Origin of the sequence: Spiractinospora alimapuensis (genome assembly GCF_018437505.1) — a bacterium.
Lineage (GTDB): Bacteria > Actinomycetota > Actinomycetes > Streptosporangiales > Streptosporangiaceae > Spiractinospora > Spiractinospora alimapuensis.
Genome location: NZ_CP072467.1, coordinates 4,182,818 through 4,201,192, shown reverse-complemented (window position 1 = coordinate 4,201,192; position 18,375 = coordinate 4,182,818). Strand labels below are relative to the sequence as shown.

Sequence of the window (18,375 nt, the reverse complement as noted above, 5' to 3'; positions counted from 1 at the left end):
GCGGCGCTAGGAACCGAGGACCAGGCGCAGGCCCTGCGCGGCCATGATGGTGCCGGCCAGGAAGAACACCACGGCCGAGCCGACGCGGATGGCGCGCTCGGGGATCGACTTCGCCAGCAACGCGCCGAGGCCCACGGCCAGTGCGTCGGCGAGCACCATGCCGACGGTGGAACCGATCCAGACCGGCAGCCAGTGGGCCTGGGTACCGACCGCGATGGTGGCGAGCATGGTCTTGTCACCCAGTTCGGCCACGAAGAAGACCGCGATGACGGTCAGCAGGCCGGAGCGGAGTTTGCGGCTCGAGGCTCGACGCTCGTCGGCCTCGGTCAGGTCGTCCCCACGGAGGCTCCAGGCGCCGAAGCCGATGAACGCCAGTCCCGCCACCAGTGTCGCCCAGTCCAGCGGAATGGCCCAACCGAGAACCTCGGCGATGAGCACACTCAACGCGTGCACGACGAGGGTGGCGATGGTGATTCCCAACAGCACGGTGAACGCGCGATAGCGCGAGGCCAGAGAAAGAGCGACCAACTGGGTCTTGTCGCCCATTTCCGCCACGAAAATCGCTCCGGCGCTGAGGCCGAACGCGGCCAGCATTCCCATGTGCACACCCCTTCGACTCGCGGTGCGTGTGGCCACGGGAAGGCCGTGTCCACCGCATCGGTTCGAAGGTCTCGTCCGCCTGGGAGGCCCGATGGCCGGGAGCGCGGTCGGGCGCTCCAGTATGTCGACCATTCGGTTTGAGGACTACTCCCCTTCGCCAGAAATGACACTACCAAGAAAATTCGATATCGCAATTAATTGCCAGAGCGAAGCCATTCCAGACACGGGGCAAAGTCGAAAGTTAGGCGCACCGACAACAATTCGACGCGTGGGCCGAATCCGGATATACGGAATGGTTGTTTGGTCCCCGTGGCACGGCGACGAAGCGGCTGCCGGCGCCGTGGTGGACGATGGGCGTGGAGGGAGGGGGAGGAGGGAGCGGCCGGTGGCCTCGACGGAGTCAGTCCGACGACGCCGCGGCGACCCCTCCCACCGGGGATGGTCCGAGCCGGGGTGACGCGAATCGAAGGCGACGCTCCAGGAGGAAGGAGGAGCGGAGAGGCCCTAAAACTGGGTGTTGACCAGTACCGGTTCCGGCACGAGGGTCACCCCGAACCGTTCGGCGACGCCGTCGCGCACGTGACGCGCGAGCGCGAGGAGATCCGCCGTGGTCGCCGCGCCCGGATTGGTGAGGGCCAGCGTGTGCTTCGTGGAGATGCGGGCTGGGCCCAGCGCGTGGCCCTTGGCGAATCCGGCGCGGTCGATGAGCCACGCCGCGGAGGTCTTCACACGGCCGTCCTCGAGTGGGAAGGCGGGTGGGGCCACATCGGGGCCGAGCGTCCGCTGGACGGTGGCGCGCAGCGCGGCGAACGCGTCCGCGGAGAGGATCGGGTTGGTGAAGAACGATCCGGCGCTGTGGCTGTCGGGGTCGTCGGGGTCGATGACCATGCCCTTGCCGCGGCGCAGGCGCAGCACCGACTCGCGCACCTTGCCGAGGTCGGCCTGGGCGCCCACCTCGACGTCCAGGGCTCGTGCGAGCTCGGCGTAGGCGATCGGCTGGGACAGGGGGGAACGTCGCAGGGAGAACACGACCTCGCACACCACGAACCGCCCGGACCGCTTGAAGACACTGTCCCGATAGGCGAATCCGCACTCCGCGTTGGTCAGGGTCCTCCGCTCGCCGGTGTCGCGGTCATAGGCGACGACTTCGACGAGGGTCTCGCTGACCTCCTGGCCGTAGGCACCCACGTTCTGGATCGGGGTCGCTCCGACGCGTCCGGGGATGCCGGACAGTGACTCGACTCCGCTGAGCCCCTCCGTGACACACCAGCGGACGAAGGGGTCCCACTCCTCACCCGCGGCGACACGGACCCGCGTGCGGTCGCCGTCCTCCCGGACGGCGATCCCGGTGGAGGCGACGCTGACGACGGTCCCGGGGAAACCGGAATCGCTCACGACGAGATTGCTGCCTCCACCCAGGACCAGCAACGGGTCCTCGGACGCCTCCGCCGCGCGCACCGCCGCGATCAGCGATTCGGTGTCCCGCGCGGTGACGAACCGACGCGCCGGGCCGCCCAGGCGTAGTGTCGTGTGCTCCGCGAGCGGCACGTTCGCGGTCGCCTCCCGGCGGATGTTCGCGGTGGCGTCGTCGGGGCGGGTGGCGTCGCTCATGGGAGTCGCACGACCGCGCTGGACCGGGTGAGGACCTTGCGCCCCTCGACGGTGGCCGTCAACGCGACCACGACCTCGTTGCCGTCTCTCTTCTCGGTGACCTTCCCCGAGATGGAGACGGTGGTGCCCTCGTCGTCGTCCGGTACCACGACGGGCTGCGCGAAGCGCACCTCGTAGGAGGTGACGGAGCCAGGGTCGCCCGTCCAGTCGGTGACGACGCGTCCGGCCACTCCCATGGTGAGCATTCCGTGCGCGATGACGTTGGGCAGGCCCACGCCGGTGGCGACACGTTCGCTCCAGTGAATGGGGTTGAAGTCTCCGGAGGCGCCGGCGTAGCGCACGAGGTCACCACGGCGCAGGACGAAGTCCTGGGGCGGAAGCTCCGTGCCGACCTCGACGTCGGCGTAACGCACCGCGGGCGTCGCGTTCGATGTCACAGACTCGGTCCCCATCGTCACTGCCCCTTCTCGCCGGCGTCACCTCGGACCACGAGCATGCTGCTCGCGGTGACCACGTGCGCGCCGTCCTCGTCGGTGACCGTGGTGTCCAGGGTGATCATCTCGGTGGCGCCCAACGCCTTGATCTCGGCGATGGTGGTGACGCTGTTCAACACGTCCCCGGTGGCGACGGGGCGCGTGTAGGAGAACGCCTGTGAACCGTGGACCACGGCGGTGAAGTCCAGGCCGAGCTCGTCGTCGGCGGTCACCATGTCCAACCCCTCGGCCCCGAGGACGATCGGGAACGTCGGGGGTGCCACGACGTCCTTGTGCCCGGCCGCGGTCGCGGCGGTGACATCCCGGTAGATGGGATTGGTGTCACCGATCGCGTCGGCGAACTCGACGATCTTCCGCCGGGTCACCACGTAGGGCTCCGTCGGCGCGTACTGCCGTCCCAGGCAGTCGCGGTTCATCCCCACCGTGGACCTCCCTCACGCATAGGTCGTGTCTCGGGTACCCATGAAACCCGACCCGGCACAACGCATAGAAGCGGCCCAGCGAGATTGGTATCTCACTGGGCTGACAGTCGCTTGGTCACACCACGCGGTGCGCCTCGTTGACCCAAGAAGGCCGCGGTCTAGCGGGTTTCCCGGTGCTCGGAGTGGTTCCGGCAGTTCGGGCAGTACTTCTTGAGCGAGAGACGGTCGGGGTTGTTCCGCCGGTTCTTGCGCGTGATGTAGTTGCGGTGCTTGCACTCCTGGCAGGCCAGGGTGATCTTCGGCCTCACGTCTGTGGCAGCCACGTGGAGTGCCTTTCAGCTTGAAGACTACGGACAAACCCGCGGAATAGCATCCACTGCCTCGCAGGTCGTAGCGGGGGCCGGACTTGAACCGACGACACAACGATTATGAGCCGTTTGCTCTACCAACTGAGCTACCCCGCCGGGCGAACCAGTTCCCTATGGTACTGGAACCCTCACCGGGCGGCGAACGCATTCTTCGCCGCGGTTCCGCCGGAGACTCGGCGGAATCAATGCTATCCGGTGGTGGAGCCCCTTTACGGAATCGAACCGTAGACCTTCTCCTTACCATGGAGACGCTCTGCCGACTGAGCTAAAGGGGCCGGCTGCCAGACTCCGAACGCGTGCCCGCGCCCTGCTGGCGCTGATGACTATACGGCGTTGGTCCACCCTGTGCCAAATCGAATCCCGCGTGGGAGCCGGAGCGGCCTCCCCCGCCATGTCAGGTGGGCGGACCGCCGCTGGTCAGGCCCACACAAGGGCACTACGGGGAAGAGTCGACCTCAACGTTGGACACCGAATCCCGGTGGATGCCGCGAATGGTGGCGGGCAGCGACGCACGGGTCAGGGCGTCGGGAAGCCGCGTGTCGTGTGTGAAGACCACCACCTGGCGGTACTGCCCGACCTCGGCGAGGACTCCGGCCAGCCCCTCGACCGTTTCGGTGTCCATCGCCTGCACGGGGTCGTCCAACACCAGGAAACCGAACGGGTTTCCGGCGAGCAGGGTCCGCGGGAGACAGATCGACAGCGCCAGCGCCTGTAGTTCTCCCTGGCTGAGCAGCCCGGGCGCGTTGCCGCCGTCGTCCCCGCTGGAGGGGACCGCGTCCACGCGGACGTCGACCGCGACACGGCGCCCGGCTCCACGGCCCACGAGGCGCAGCGCCTCCATGTCGATCCGGCGTTCCTGGCGCAGGTTCTGCCAGACGTGTTCGGTGTGCACGGAGAGCGGACGGAGACGTTCGTCACGAATCTCCCGAGCGGCGGTGGTCAGCCACTCCAGCGCGCGCGTGGCGGGTCCCAGGACCTCACGACACTCCATCGCGGCGCGCGCGTCCTCGACCCAGGCGGCGAGCTGTTCGGAGGCCTCGCGCCACCCGCTCTCCGGGTTCTCCAGTTCGGAGGTCGCGGATTTGCGCGCCGCGACGGCGGCGGAGCGCAGCCGTGGTCCGAGGTCGTCGATGTGCCGCGCGAGTTCACCGAGATCGGTGAGCTGGCTGCCAGCACTCCACTGGTCCCACAGTTGGCCGAGTTCGGTGTGCTCGGGCAGCCAGGACGGCCGGGGCGCGATGAGGAAACGCGCCTGGTCGCGCGCGTTGTCGGCGCGTTCGTGGGCGGAGGAGGCCGCCTCGGCGGTGGGTTGGAGCCGAGCGATCTCCGCGCGGGCGCGGCTCATCCACTCCCCGTCGAGCGGGATCCCCGAGTCACAGACGGGGCACTCGGGGACTCCGGTGTGCCGCTCGGCGTGGTCGATGGCCGACCGGAGCAGGTCCGCCAGGCCGCGCGCCTGGGCCGCCTTGCTGTCGGCGGTCATCTCCAGCTCCATGGACGCGCCCCGAAGCTCGCTGGTGACGTCGCTCATCAGCGACCGCTCGGGGACGGAAAGGCGTCGCAGGCGACGCAGTACACGCTGTTGGTTGGGGTCGGCGGGGCCGTCGTCGGCGGCGAGCGAGGCGAGTCGGTCCAGGGAGACGGAGTCGGACCGGAGCATCGCGGCCGCGCGGCGTGCTCGCGGGTCGGCACACGCGTTGAGGCGTTCCAGCAGGTAGTCGCGCTCACGGCGCGGCCTGCTCTCCTGCTTGCTGAGTCGGTCACAGAACTTCGCCAGGCGCCTCTCCGCCTCCGCGAGGTCGGTGAGGCCGAGCAGCTCCGTCAGCGTGTCGTACAGCTCCGCCGCCCGGCCGGTGACGGCGCGTCCCAGCTCGTCGTAGGAGAGGAAGGGTCGGTAGCGCCCCAGCGCGCCCACCCAGCCCAGGCTGCTGACGGGCGCGGTCTCACCCCCCGCGTGGCGTACTTCGGCCCTCGCCGAACGGACGCTCTCCCCGGTCCACCAGCGGGCGATGCGCAGCGGCGCCGCGACACCGGCGGTGTGCACGTCCACCGCGACCTCGGTCTGCTCGTCGACGTGCAGGTTGCGCCATCCGTCCCGCCACGCCGCGGGCATGGCGTCCCAACGCCGGTTGCGGCCGGTGAGAGCGGCCTCGATCGCCTCGGCGAAGCTCGACTTCCCCGAGCCGTTGCGGCCCACGATGACGGTGAGCCCGGGCCCGGGCGTCAGGTCCAGGACCGCGGAGCGTCCGATCCCGCGGAAGCCACGCACCTCGACGCGGCCCAGGAAGCACTGCGCGGCCGCCGGGGCCGGTTCGACCATCGGCTCGTCGGCGGGGACGGGCACGGTCTCGCCGCGCGCGCGGGCCGAGAGCGCGTCCTCGGAATCGAGGGCGGCGACCACCCACTGCAGTGTGTCAGCGTCGAGTGGGGACCGACTCAGCCGCTCCAGAACGGAAGGCTCCCGAGCCGGCGGAACGCCGCCCGTTGGCGTCACCGTGAACTCCACTCCGGTCGACACCGTGATCACCTCGTCCAAACCAGCCGTTTGCCCGTTCATCCCGCCGGTGGCGGACCAATTGGACGCCGGGGGATTTTCCGATTGTCCTAGCAGAGTAGGCCAGTGGCACGCCGCCGCGTAGAGCCCGAACGGGTGGCACTTCCCCCAGATCCGACGTACCCGCCAGCGGCGGGCGCGTCGACCATCCCCGGCGACTCCGCGGGGCCGGGTCGAGGGACCTACCGACGCCGGTGTCGTCCGCGCAGCTCAACCACGCTGTTTCGACCGCGGGACCGCGCTCGGCGTCGCCGCTGTCGCATCGGATCGCCCACGGCACCCCGTTCGTGGCGACCCGTGCCCGCCCAGGAGCCCTCACTCCCACGGTGACCGGTTCCGGCGGTCGCTGAGGAGAGCACATGACCGGAGGGGCTGGCATGTCGACGGCCACACACGCCGTCCCAGGGAGTCTTCGGCGGCGGTGCCGGCGTGACCGACCGTCCACGACCCATGACGTCGTCGCGGTGGCGGGCCGGGCCCACCGTGGATCCTCGGCGCGGCGCCGCCCAGCCTCCCGCCGGTCCTCCCGGCGATCCCCCCGGATGCCTGGACGCGCCCGGTGGAAGGCCGCGGTACCGCACGAGGCTCCCACCGGGGATCTGGTCCGGCGAACCGCGTGGGGCGGCCGTTGGCCGAGACGGCGCGCCCTCGACCAAATATCTCGGGGAGAGGGGCGAGCGACGGTTCGGCCGCGGGGGCCGGCGCACCCGCGCCGTCGCCGCTATCGGAGTGGCGCCGCGCCACAGCGCCACTCCTGCCCGCCGGTGCGGTGACCACCCTCGACCCGGTGGAACCTCCTCCGCCGGGTGTGGCGCCAGGGACCGGAGCGGGCCGCCAGGCGTCCCGGCCGAGCGTTCGTGGGCGGCCGGCGCCCGATGGACGGGCGCACGCCGCCGAGCCCGCCACGGATGGGCCGGGTTCCTGGACGGCTGCCTCGGGGCGCGATGGCACCGTGTCAGTCCTGCAAGCTGCGACGGGTTCCGTCCCAGCTGAACCGCATGGTCGAGATTCCCGGGACCTCCGGGTCCCGTAGGCACTCGTAGATCTCGAGGCTGGGCACACTGGGGAAGCACCCCCACAGGCGTTCGGACGTCAGCACGAAGTCGAGGTCGAGCTCGCTGAGCAGTCCCAGGAGTCGGCCGTGGGTGGGTTCGTCGACCTTGGCGAACGCGTCGTCCAGCAGGATGAGGCGTGGCGCTCGGTCACTGCGGCGGCCGAGCGCGGAGAACTCCGCGGCCGCCGCGGCGAAGAGGACGAGGTAGGCGACGACGCGCTGCTCACCCTGGCTCAGGCCGGTGCGGTGCGAGAGGCGACGTTCCTCTCCCCCGCTGCGGGTGTCGGTCACGTACACCGTGAAGTCGAACCAGGAGCGGTAGTCGAGGGCCGCGCGGAGCTGGGCCCCTTGGGTGGATCCGGGGTCCAGACGTCGGATGGCCTCGATGCACCGACGGAGGGCGTCACGCAGCCGGGTGGTCTCCAGGCGCGTGCGTTGCTCCGGTGGGCGTTCGAGGAGCGGTACGACGGCGCGGATGTCCTCGTCGGCGTCGGCGGCGATGGTCCAGTCCAGGCGCACCCCCAGCCCCTGGGAGGTGGTGACTCTACCGAGCAGCGCGTTCATGGTCGCCACGAGGGACTTGGACTCCTCGATCTGCTGACCGAGGTGCCCCGCCATCTCGCCGAGGAGGTGGCGTTCGTACGCCTCCTCCTCGCGTAGGGAGGCCGTCTCCTGAGCCTCGGTGATGTCGGCGTCCAGCCGTTCGGCGTACTCGATGATGTCGCACTCGTCGCGTCCGGCCTCGACGAGGACGCGCTTGACGCTGTTGCGTTCGGTGAGTCGGCTGCGGGCGTGCGCTCCGGCCTTGGCGAGGCGTTGCTGGAGCTCGTCGTGTCGGCGGAGGATGGCGCTGTCGTCGACCGGGTCGCCGCTCTCGGGGAGTCCCGCCTCGACCGCGGCCGTGAACGCCGCCAGTTGGCGCACCTGGTGTCCCAGGTCGGCCGCGGAGTCGTCGTCCCCGGTGTCGATGGTCGCGGCCTGGAGGCCGCCGGCGATGCGGTCCAGACCGGTCGCGGTGAGCATGCGCCGGTCGAGTCCGACGCCGGCGTCCGGGCGCGCGAACGCCTTACGCAGTCCCCGACCGACGCGGAGAACCCGTCGTGCCTGTTCGGCCTGTTCGGCCCGGGCCATCGCCAGACGGGCCTCGGCGGCGACGCGTTCGTCCCGGGCCCGCTGCGCCGTGCGCTCCAGTTCGGGGAGGCGGGATCCGGCCTCGGCGCCGCGTTCTCGGACCTGTTCGCGTGCCTGGGCGAGTTGGTCGGGGTGGGCGGACCGCGCGCGCTCGGTGAGCTCGATCTGTCGCCGCACCTGGATCATTTCCTGGATCGCCTGGGTCCGGAAGTCCTCCGCGCTGATCCGGCGGCGGCGTTGTTCCTCCCAGGCGCCGACCGCGGCGCGGTAGTCCTCCACGCGCCGCGCGACGACGGCGAGATCGCGGCGCAGTGTGGAGAGGTGGGTGCGGGCGCGGTGGATGGCGTTACGTGTCGCGGTGAGTTCGCCGGCGTTGTCGGGCAGGCTGTGTTCCTCCGCCGCGGTGTTGACGCGTTTGGTGAGTTCCAGGACCTCCTGGCGTGCGACGCGGGCGGCCTCGGCGGCGGCGGAGGCGTCCTCGCGTGCCGCTTCGTGGTCGGCGCGCGCCTGGTCGGCGATCGCCGCCGCGCCGGCCAGACCCACCTTGGTGGGGGCGCTGGCCAGGGTCGTGGCCAGGTCGTCGGTCTGGTTCTCCAGTCCGGTGCAGCGCTCCCGGGCCTCCGCCAGTAGGGCCTCGGCGATCGCGATCCTGCGGTCCAGCTTGGCGAGGTCGCGTTCCCGGGTGGCGGAGCGGGCACGTTCTCCCACGAGTTCGGGCGCTGTCTTGGTCCCGGTGCCGCTGAGGACTCCCAGGCGCCAGTGTCCCGTGACGGAGATGGCGCACTCGGCCGCCGGCGTGGCCTGGCCACCCGGCTCGAGGCCGTGTCCGGTCCGCTCGGGCGGAAGGCCCTCGACGCTCACCGAGGTGAGGAGCTCGGCGATCGTCGCCGCGCTGACCCCGGCCGCTGAGTGCTCCCGTGGACGCAGGACGTCGAACAGGGTGGGTCCGGAGAGTGGTGGGCGGGGGCTGAGCAGGAGACGGTTGGCCTCGGTGTCGACGACGCTTCCGTCGGGCATGACGTAGGCGGTGAGCAGGCCGCTGCCCTCGAGGCCCGCCTCGATCGCCGCCTGTTCCTCGTCTGAGAGGTCGCCGGCGAACTCCACGGCTTGGTAGAGCGGGAGGCCGTGTTCCTGCTCTCCCGTGATCTCCGCGTTCGCCTTCTCCAGGGCGGTGCGGCGCTCGGCGAGCTCGTCGAGTTCGACCCGCAGCTCCCTCGCCTCCCCGACGGCCACGTCACGGCGGTCGCGCAGGTCCTCGAGGTGGGGGGCGACGACGCCGCGGATCGCGGTGTCGGTCTCGTCGTCGGGGGTGAGCTGGCCGGCGTCGGTCCGGGTGCGCATCCGGTCGATCATGGGGGCGAGCGCGGTTCCGAGCTCGGGGTCCACGACGATACCGCGCAGTCGCTCGCACCACTGGTGGACCCGTTCGACGTACTCGCCGCGGGCGGACACGAGTCGTTCCTCGGCGGCCTTGTGTCGTTCGTGGGCCTCGGTCAGAGCACGGTCGGCCCATTCCGCCTCGTCGGACAGGGCGTCGGACGTGGTGTGCGCGGTGCCGAGGGTGTCGAGGACCTCGAGCAGGGAGGCGGCGGCCGTGTCGCGCCCCTCGGTCTGCTGCGCGCATTCCGCGAGTTCGTCGTGGAGTCGGGCGAGTCGTCCGCGTAGGGCGCCGGCGTCGACTCCGGGGACGGGGGCGCGCTCGACGGCGTGCTCCAGTCCTTCCAGGTCGACCGCGGTCGTGCTTTCCCGGGGGGCGAGAACAGTGGGATCGGTCTGGGGGATCTCTCCCCAGGTGTCGGGAGGGAGGCCGGCGTCGCGCAGTCCCTGGGTCAGAGCCTCGGCGGTGGGGTGCAGGGACTCGAGCTGCTCGTTCAGCGTCGCCACGCCCTTGGCGAGGGAGTCCTGGGCGTTCTCCTCCGCGGCGCGGGCGTACTCGGCGGCGTGCCAGGCGGCGCGCGCGGTGCGGATGAACGCGTTGATGACCATCCGGCGGTCGCGGTCCTCGGCCGTCTCGGCCGCGGTCTCCAGCACCGAGCCGTCGCCGTCGGCGGTGTCGCGGGTGCGGCGCACCCGGTCGCGGTCCTCCTGAGCCGAGCTCTCGGCGGAGACCAGGGTCGCGAGCTCGGCCGCGAGGCGTTCCACCTCGTCGGTGCGGCGGGTGTGGTCCTCGAGTTGGGTGCGTACGGCGCGGGTTCGGCCGCGGATGACACCGTGGAGGTAGCCGCGATAGTCCTCGAGGAACTCGGCGATGTGGTCCCGGGTGGCCTGCAGGCCTACGAGATGCGCCCGGGCCGCCTCGAGGTCGGTGAGGTTGCGGCCGACGGTGTCCAGGACGACCTCGTCGGTGGGGGGCAGGGCCTCGGCCAGCACGGTGGCGAGTTCCCCGCCCTCGAGGCGTTCACCGATGGTGGGGCGGCGCAGCCGGTACAGGAGATGGACGAGGTTCCGGTAGCGGCGCGGATCCTCCAGACCGAAGAGTTCGTCCATGACACGGGCGCGGTACTGGGCGGGGCTGGTGAACGTGTTGTCCTCGCCCAACTCGGCCCGCACCTCGTCGGCGGGCAGCGGCCGGCCGTCGCGGACGAGGGTGAGGTCCTCCCCGACCCGGCGTGGGGTGACGTAGAAGAGACACCGGGCCTCCTCCTCGTCGGAGGCGGAGGAGACCGCGGCGCCGAGGGTGAGGTGGTGCGGCGCGTCGTCCTCCTGGCGGGCGAACTCCACCCAGGCGTGCCCGAGGACCACGCCCTCGTCGTCGACGCCGGTCGCGGCCTTCGCCCCCCGGAGCAGCCAGCGCAGTGTGGTGCGTCCGTTGCCGGCGGTGTCGAGGCGGCGGGCGTCGCCGTCGAGCAGGAACGGCAGCAACACCTCCAGCGCCTTCGACTTGCCGGCGCCGTTGCGGCCCCGCAGCAACAGTCGGCCGTCGGCGAAGTGGAAGACCTGGTTGTCGTACTGCCACACGTTGTGGATGCCGGCCCGGTTCAGGCGGTATCGGGCCGCCTGGGGTGAGGTGTCTACTGCCGGCGCGTCGGTCATGCGTCCTCCCACGTCGTGTGGACGTCGGTCACTTCGTGAGGGGCGGCTGGGGTCGCCGAGCCGCCGATGGCGTCGGCCGGGGTGTCCCACTGTCCGGGCGGGACACCCCTACCGTGCACATTCCTGGGACGGACCCCTCGCGTCAACCCCCACATCGGATCACCCACGTGACCCAGGTGTCTCCGGCCGGCCCGGAAGGCCACGGCAGTGAGGGGTGTCGTCGGCGCCCCGCCGCGACCACGACCGCCTCCGCGTGCGTCGGCCCCCGGGGCGGTCCACCGATCCCCCATCCCTGGGCGGACGGTACTCCGCGCATCACGCACGAGGACTCCTTCCATGGCCGAGCGACGGCCTCGCTTGTTCGCCATGTGTGGCGCGGGACCCCCGCGTCACACCCTCACGTCTCGCCGGGGGGATTACTGCGTGGTGTCCGGGTCCGCGGTGGGCTCCGCGGGGTTTTCCGCGGGGTGTGGGGTGAAGCGGGCCGCGGCCGCGAGCAGGGACCACTCCGGGGTGTCCTCCGGGTCGCGCCGCTCGATCAGCCCGAACTCCGCCAGGCGTTCCAGGGCGACCGTCCGGGACCCCTGCTCGGGGATGGTCGCCAGGGCCCGGTCGAGGAGGTCGTCGGGGATGGGGGTGGCCCGGGCGGTCCGGTTCGGACGGAGTTCCTCGGCGATCCGCGACACCAGCCGGACCGCCGGTCGGTCCAGCGGAACGGCGGGGAACCCCGTGGCGCGCCCGTCGCTGACGCCCACCAGCGCGACGCCCTCGGCACGGATCTCGCCGTCACACCCCAGGAAGTCCCCCAACTGGGCGATGGTGCGCCATTGGTTGCGGGCCAGCCATTCGCGGTGCCGTTCGGTGAGTTCGTCGCGGTACACCACCGCCTGCTCGACCAGGCGGCGACGTACGGCGAGTTCGATGGTGCGTTCCTGCTCCGCCGGGTCCTCGTCCGGTGCGGCGGTCGCGGCCGGTTCCTCGACGGCCGGGCCGGGGATGGCGCGCAGGACATCGTGGTCGACCTGGAGTTCCAGGTCGTGGGATCGCTCCGCGCCACGTTCCACGCGCGACCCGATATCCGCCGGCGTCGTCGCCTCCGCTGACAGCACCCCCCACTGGGCGAGCTGGACGAGGGCGGCGGCCAGTGGACGTCGCTCCGCCAGGCGCTCCGCGGGGCCGACACGGACACCGGCTTCGATCGCGGTGGCCCGCACCTCGGACAGGAGGTCGGCGAGTGACACCGTCGCCGGTCCGGTTCCCAGCACGGCCAACGCCACGGTGAGGTAGGCGTAGCCGCGCGGGGTGAACGGGGAACCGCTACGTTGCCGCAGGCCCGAGGGTTCGACACCGATGGGGGCGCCCTTGTGGAGACGGGCGAACTGGGCCTCCACCGTCAGCGAGTAGCCCAGGAGACCCGTGAACCGCTGGATGAGCCAGTCCGCGTGGGTGGTGATCCCCGCGAAGTCCTCCGGGCTGGTCGCCGCGCGCACCAGCGGATTGACGAGCAGCACCCGGGCCGCCGCCTGGCGTTCCACCGTGAGGGCGATGTCGCCGCCCCGTCCCTCACCCATGGGACCGCTCCGCGTAGCCCGTCGCCCAGATCATCAGGCCCTCCAAACAGAGCTCTCCCTCGGCGGCGCGCAGCGTCACCGAGGCCTCGGGCGCGTCCGCCACGTGCACACGCAGGTCCAACGCCGTCTCCCCCGCCGATCCCGGTTGGGGCCGTTCACCCGTCGCGCCGAACCCCGCGGCTCCGAAGGTGGCGGCCAGCAGTTCCAGCAGGACGGTGAACGCCGCCCCGGACAGGGGGACGTGGCTCTCTCCGGCGCTCGCGGTGGGGACGCCGAGCTCCGCGCGGATCTCCCGCGCCGCGGCGCGACGCCATCGGGCCGTGGACTCCGCGGCCTCACGCAGGCGGGCCCGCTGGTGGCTGTGGTCGTTGCCGGGGACCACGCCAGCCTCCACCGCCGACGTTCCGACGTCGATTGCCGTGCGCGGTGCTCGCCACCAGCTCGTGGCCCCGCTCACGGGCGCGCTCGCCTCACGGGCCCGAACCATCAGGGTGCGGGCCGGGAACATGGAGTACGCCGCCGCCGCGATTCCGTGGGCCTCGGCGTCGGACGCGGAGTCCAGACGGGCCGCCAGACGCAGGAGGGAAGACCGCCACGCGGGAGCCGCGGACGCGACCGCGGAACCGATGCCGCCGGCATCGCTTGTCTCGTCGTGCTTCGCTGAGTCGCCCACAACTACGCAGACTACGGACTCTGGCCGGGCTTGTGCCCCCGATTCCGCCAGCGACGCCCCTCACCCCGACACAGCGACTGTCCTGAGCTGCGAATTCGAAACCGGGCTGGATTCGATCCGATTATGATCACGGAATTCCGGCTCTTCTCGCACGCATATCGGCGGTTCCCTTGCACACGTGGTCACACTGTGCTTACCGAGGGAGACGCGGCAGCGTTCGCGTCGGCGCCTCATGCCTCCGGCCGCCGTGACAGCACCCGTGCGGCGGCCGGAGTCACCGTCGAGGCCGCGACGGTCCGGCCGCGACCCGGCCGGAGGCGTGGACCCCGATCGCCCGGCGTACCGAGATCGGCGCCGGTCGGGTTACAGGCTGTGGATAACCGCCGAAGCGCAGTGTCGCGCTCCATCCTGGAACCAGCGGGACACATCGGCCACACCGTGGAGGTGCGATGGAGACGTCGACGGGTGGAGGCTCCTGGGTCCGACAGGCGTGGTGGGATTACGCCGCCTGTGTTGGGCAGGAACTGGCCCTGTTCTACGGCAGCCCGGGCGAGTTACCCACGGAGCGTAAGGAGCGGGAGGCGCGAGCGAAGCGGATCTGTCGTCGGTGTCCGGCGCGGCCGGGGTGTCTGGCCTACGCGCTGGCCCAGCGGGAGGCGCACGGTATCTGGGGCGGCCTCAGTCCGGCGGAGCGTGCGGCGAGGCGTCGGCGGCGTCGGCCGGGGGCCGTCCGCGGCGGGGGCGGTGGTCCGCGGCGGCCCCGCCGTCCTCGGCCGGGTCGTGCGGGGGTCGCGGCGGATCCGTGAGGCGACGGCCCACACCGCGCACTCTCGCCTCCACCTCGTCGGTCGCGCACAGTGAGAAGTCCGCGCCCAGCGCCGCGACGGCGGCGACGTACTGGGTCACGAGGTCGGGCGACTCCGCGGAGACGCGGACCCCGCACGTCCCGGGCCCGCGTTCCTGGATCTCGCCGAGGGGCGGGGCGAGGAGATGGGTTCGCACGTGCTCCGCCGGGAGCGCCACCTCCATCCAGGCCGTGTGGGCGTAGCGCGCGGTGGCGAAGGCCCGCTCGACGACGGTCGTGGGGTCCACCTCGGGAAGGTCGCGCGGGGTGAAGCGCCGCCCGGTCGGGAACAGGCTTGAGAGCCGGTCCGCGCGGAACACACGCCAGTCGGAGCGGTCGAGATCGAAGGCCAGCAGGTACCAGTGCCCGCGCATCGCCACCAGGTGGTGGGGTTCCACTCGGCGGCGGGTCTCCCTCCCGTCGCGGTCGCTGTAGTCGAATCGGAGGCCCTCGGTGTCCCGGCAGCTTCGAGCGAGCGCCGCCAGGAGCGGGGGGTCGACCGGTGGGCCGAAGGACCGGTGCGGCACCGCGGACGCCGTACGCGCGAGGGCGTCGACCCGCGGTCTCAGTCGCGGGGGCAGGACCTGACCCAAGGTGGCGAGCGCCCGGGTCGCGCTCTCGCTCACCCGGGCCACGTTGCTGCTGCCCACCGTGACGAGGGCGACCGCGATCGCGACCACCTCCTCGTCGTCGAGCTGCAGCGGGGGCATCCTCTCCCCCGCGGCGAGTCGGTACCCGCCGCCCGTTCCGGTCGTCGCCTCCACGGGATAGTCCAAGGCACGGAGACGATCGACGTCCCGGCGCACCGTGCGGGGGCTCGCGTCGAGTCGGTCGCTGAGCTGCGCGCCGGACCAGACACGCCCGTTCTGGAGGAGGGACAACAGACGGAGTATCCGTCCTGGCATCTCGCTCCGCGTCGAACTCTCGGACATGACCTCAGGCTGCCACGTGTTGCGGCCAGGATGTGGCCGCAAGACGTCCTACGGTGACGGTCATGACCGCACCTCACGTGAATCTCATCGCCGCAGCCAACTCCCTCCGACCCCGCGTCCTGGGCGGCGTCCACACGCCCGAGACCTCCGCCTTCGACGACGCCCGCTCGGGGTTCCAGCGGCGCGCGACGCACCGGCCCGACGTGGTGATCGTCGCGGCCGGAGAGCCGGACGTCCGTGCTGGCGTGGAGTTGGCGTCCACCTTCGACTCCACCATCGCGGTCCAAGCCACCGGACACGGTCTCGGCACGCCGCTCACCGGAGGTGTCCTGGTCACGACGGGGAGGCTGAACGGGGTACGGGTGCGCCCGGACACCCGCACCGCGACGCTCCAGGCCGGCGCGACGTGGCAGGACGTGATCGACGCGGCGGCTCCTCACGGCCTGGCGCCGCTGTCGGGCAGTCTGCCGTCGGTGGGAGCGGTGTCCTACACCCTCGGTGGTGGTCTCAGCCTCGCCGCACGACAGTACGGCTACGCCGCGGACCACGTCCGCGGGCTCGACCTCGTGACCCCCGACGGCCGATCGGTGCACGTGTCCCCCGACCACGAGTCCGACCTCTTCTGGGCGGTGCGCGGCGGCGGGGGGAACTTCGGGATCGTCACCGAGATGGAGATCGACCTCTTCCCGATCAGCCGTATCTACGGGGGTTCGCTCTACTTCGACGTCGCCCAGGTCCCCCACGTGCTGGCCGGGTGGCGGGAGTGGACCGCCACGCTGCCCGACGGGATGACCTCGGGGGTCACGATGATGCCGATGCCTGACCTCCCCGCTCTCCCCGAGGTGTTGCGTGGGCGCCACGTCGCGCAGGTGCAGGCGGTGTGGCTCGGCTCACCGCAGGACGGGGAGGATCTCGTTCGGCCGCTTCGTGGCCTCGGCCCCGTCGTCATAGACACACTCCGGGAGCTGCCCTTCTCCGCGTCCGGATCGGTGTTCGACGAGCCGACCGAGCCTCACGCCTACGCGTCGGAGAACCTGCTGGTCTCGGAGTTGGACACCGACGCCCTGGACGCACTGCCGGGGCGTTCCGGCACCTCCGCACCGGCGCTGACGGTCATTTCGCTGCGGCACCTCGGCGGCGGCCTCGCCCGAACTCCGGAGGTCCCCAACGCGGTGGGCCACCGCGCGGCCACCCACTCACTGACCGTCCTGAACCTGGTCGACCCGAGTGTGGAAGAGGCGACCCACACCCTACGCACCGAACTCACCGAGCCGTTTCGGCGTCACCACCTGGGCCGCGGCCTGAACTTCAGCTACGGGTTCCTGACCCCGGACCAGGTCCGGGAGGGCTACTCGGCCGACGACTACCAGCGTCTCACCCACGTGAAGGCCCGAACCGACCCCCACGAACGGCTCCGCGCCAACCACCCGATCCCGGCGGCCGGATAGGACCGCGCCCCCGTCCTCCCGTTCCCGCACCGTCGAACGGTCGGACCCACTCGGTCTGAACATGTCGATTGCCCCTGCTCAGAGGGCATTTGACACCTAAAGCTAATGAGATTAGCTTGTAGCTATGAACATTAGCTAGAGGAGGATTCATGACCGAGTACCTCAACGTCGCGGGCGGCACGATCGCGTACGAGGTGGCGGGGGACGGCCCACTGGTCCTCCTCGCCCACGGCATGGGTGACAGCCGTGCCGCGTACCACGCGATGATCCCGCCACTGGTGGCCGCCGGATACCGGGTCGCGGCCGTTGACCTCCGTGGATTCGGTGAATCCAGCGTCGACTGGCCCGAGTGGAGCCGTACCGCCATCGCCGGCGACCTTCTCGCCGTGATCCACCACCTCGGAGGTCCGGCCGTGCTGGTCGGCCACTCGATATCCGGAGGCGCCGCCACCATCGCCGCCGCGAAGGAACCCGCGCAGGTCACCGCGGTCGTCGAACTGGCACCGTTCACTCGTGCGCAGTCGCTCTACCTCGGAGACCTGCGAGTGCGCCCCTTCAGGCGGGCCCTGCTCCGGCTGCTCGGCACGAGTCTCCTCGGCAGCGTGGCCCTCTGGCGCTCCTACCTCCACGTCGCCTATCCGGGCGACCGTCCGGCCCACTGGGACGAACGGCTCGACCGTATCGACTCCATGCTCCGGGAGCCGGGCCGGATGAACGCCCTTCGGAACATGGGCCGCAGCGCGCCCACCGACGCGGGCGCACAGCTCGGGAACGTCCAGAGCCCGACCCTGGTCGTCATGGGCACTCTCGATCCCGACTGGACCGACCCCCACGCGGAAGGAGCCGCGGTCGTCGACGCCCTGCCGACCGGCCTCGGTCGCCTTGAGATGATCGACGGTGCCGGCCACTACCCACACGACCAGTTCCCAGAGGACGTGGTGTCTCTCGTGCTCGCCTTCCTTCGATCGGACACCCACCATGGCTAGGGCCGGTCTGGACCCGACGGCGGTGGTCGCCGCCGGCGCGACTCTCGCCGACGAGGTGGGTTTCGCGAACGTCACCATGGGACTGCTGGCCGAACGGGTCGGTGTGCGGGCACCCTCCCTGTACAAGCACGTGGGTGGCCAGGAGGATCTCAACCGGCGCATCGCCGCCCTCGCCCTGGTCCAGGCCGCCGACGCGGTCGGCGGCGCGGTCCAGGGGTACGCGGGCCGAGACGCCCTGGCCGCCGCCGCCCGCGCCTTCCGCGCCTTCGTCGTGCAACACCCCGGCCGCTACACCGCGACGATCGGCATGGAGCCGTCCGGCCCGGACGATCCCCTCGCCACGGCGAGCCAACGCCTGCTCAGCGCGTTCATGGCGGTTCTCCGTGGCTACGAGATCGACGAACCGGACGTCGATCACGCCCTCCGCACGCTCCGCAGCCTCTTCCACGGCTTCGCCACCCTGGAGGCGACCAACGGCTTCCAGTGGAGCACCGACATCGACGACAGCTTCGAGTGGCTCGTCGACTTCGCCGACCGGGGCCTGCGCGCCCACTGCGGGTGAGTGAGGCGCCGAGTTTCGCCGCGTATTCGCCGCGAACCGCCGTATGTTCCCGGCCCCCGCCGGACACTCCCGGACGCGACGAAAACACCCCG

General features: G+C 71.3%; 13 protein-coding genes, 2 tRNA genes and 1 pseudogene. 4 read left to right on the top strand and 12 right to left on the bottom strand.

Translation table 11 applies throughout. The features are described 5' to 3' along the window. Positions 1–6 precede the first annotated feature (6 nt). From J4H86_RS19615 to J4H86_RS19565, 11 genes are all read right to left on the bottom strand, one after another. A complete protein-coding gene (locus J4H86_RS19615) occupies positions 7–600 on the bottom strand; it encodes a TMEM165/GDT1 family protein (protein ID WP_236539341.1) in 594 nt (197 codons plus the stop codon). A 504-nt stretch (positions 601–1,104) separates the two neighbouring features. Continuing rightward, the gene (locus J4H86_RS19610) at positions 1,105–2,211 is read right to left on the bottom strand and encodes a UDP-N-acetylmuramate dehydrogenase (protein WP_236539340.1); all 1,107 of its coding nucleotides are present in this window, start codon (positions 2,209–2,211) and stop codon (positions 1,105–1,107) included. Further along, positions 2,208–2,663 (bottom strand): MaoC/PaaZ C-terminal domain-containing protein, encoded by a 456-nt coding sequence (locus tag J4H86_RS19605; RefSeq protein WP_394356399.1) that lies wholly within the window; start codon positions 2,661–2,663, stop codon positions 2,208–2,210. Before J4H86_RS19605 ends, J4H86_RS19610 begins: the two co-directional genes overlap by 4 nt. A 2-nt stretch (positions 2,664–2,665) precedes the next feature. After that, positions 2,666–3,127: a MaoC family dehydratase N-terminal domain-containing protein gene (locus J4H86_RS19600; RefSeq protein ID WP_236539338.1), complete on the bottom strand. Its 462-nt coding sequence runs from the start codon at positions 3,125–3,127 to the stop codon at positions 2,666–2,668. Positions 3,128–3,285: 158 nt separating this feature from the next. Then, positions 3,286–3,450, bottom strand: a complete 165-nt coding sequence (gene rpmG / locus J4H86_RS19595; RefSeq protein WP_236539336.1) for a 50S ribosomal protein L33 — start codon at positions 3,448–3,450, stop codon at positions 3,286–3,288. A gap of 68 nt (positions 3,451–3,518) precedes the next feature. Next, positions 3,519–3,591, bottom strand: a tRNA-Met gene (locus J4H86_RS19590). A gap of 103 nt (positions 3,592–3,694) precedes the next feature. Further along, positions 3,695–3,770: transfer RNA gene (locus J4H86_RS19585), tRNA-Thr, on the bottom strand. Between the two features lie 161 nt (positions 3,771–3,931). Then, the gene (locus J4H86_RS19580) at positions 3,932–6,052 is read right to left on the bottom strand and encodes an ATP-binding protein (RefSeq protein WP_394356398.1); all 2,121 of its coding nucleotides are present in this window, start codon (positions 6,050–6,052) and stop codon (positions 3,932–3,934) included. Positions 6,053–7,004: 952 nt separating this feature from the next. Beyond that, positions 7,005–11,267: a TIGR02680 family protein gene (locus J4H86_RS19575; RefSeq protein ID WP_236539335.1), complete on the bottom strand. Its 4,263-nt coding sequence runs from the start codon at positions 11,265–11,267 to the stop codon at positions 7,005–7,007. Positions 11,268–11,683: 416 nt separating this feature from the next. Then, positions 11,684–12,838, bottom strand: a complete 1,155-nt coding sequence (locus tag J4H86_RS19570; RefSeq protein ID WP_236539334.1) for a DUF2398 family protein — start codon at positions 12,836–12,838, stop codon at positions 11,684–11,686. Then, positions 12,831–13,511: a DUF2397 family protein gene (locus J4H86_RS19565; RefSeq protein WP_236539332.1), complete on the bottom strand. Its 681-nt coding sequence runs from the start codon at positions 13,509–13,511 to the stop codon at positions 12,831–12,833. The genes J4H86_RS19570 and J4H86_RS19565 overlap by 8 nt, the downstream gene beginning before the upstream one ends. 449 nt (positions 13,512–13,960) lie before the next feature. Between J4H86_RS19565 and J4H86_RS27490 the strand changes: the two are divergent. Continuing rightward, positions 13,961–14,149: pseudogene (locus tag J4H86_RS27490) on the top strand (WhiB family transcriptional regulator); the annotation flags it as partial. Between the two features lie 40 nt (positions 14,150–14,189). On the opposite strand, the gene J4H86_RS19555 reads toward J4H86_RS27490, so the two are convergent. Further along, positions 14,190–15,287: a helix-turn-helix transcriptional regulator gene (locus J4H86_RS19555; RefSeq protein ID WP_330932434.1), complete on the bottom strand. Its 1,098-nt coding sequence runs from the start codon at positions 15,285–15,287 to the stop codon at positions 14,190–14,192. 62 nt (positions 15,288–15,349) lie between these two features. Between J4H86_RS19555 and J4H86_RS19550 the strand changes: the two genes are divergently transcribed. The 3 genes from J4H86_RS19550 (at position 15,350) to J4H86_RS19540 (ending at position 18,283) form a co-directional block, all read left to right on the top strand. Beyond that, positions 15,350–16,735 (top strand): FAD-binding oxidoreductase, encoded by a 1,386-nt coding sequence (locus J4H86_RS19550; RefSeq protein ID WP_236539329.1) that lies wholly within the window; start codon positions 15,350–15,352, stop codon positions 16,733–16,735. Positions 16,736–16,884: 149 nt separating this feature from the next. After that, positions 16,885–17,721: an alpha/beta fold hydrolase gene (locus J4H86_RS19545; RefSeq protein ID WP_236539327.1), complete on the top strand. Its 837-nt coding sequence runs from the start codon at positions 16,885–16,887 to the stop codon at positions 17,719–17,721. After that, complete coding sequence (locus J4H86_RS19540; protein WP_236539326.1) at positions 17,714–18,283, top strand: TetR/AcrR family transcriptional regulator; 570 nt, start codon at positions 17,714–17,716, stop codon at positions 18,281–18,283. Before J4H86_RS19545 ends, J4H86_RS19540 begins: the two co-directional genes overlap by 8 nt. Positions 18,284–18,375: the final 92 nt, after the last annotated feature.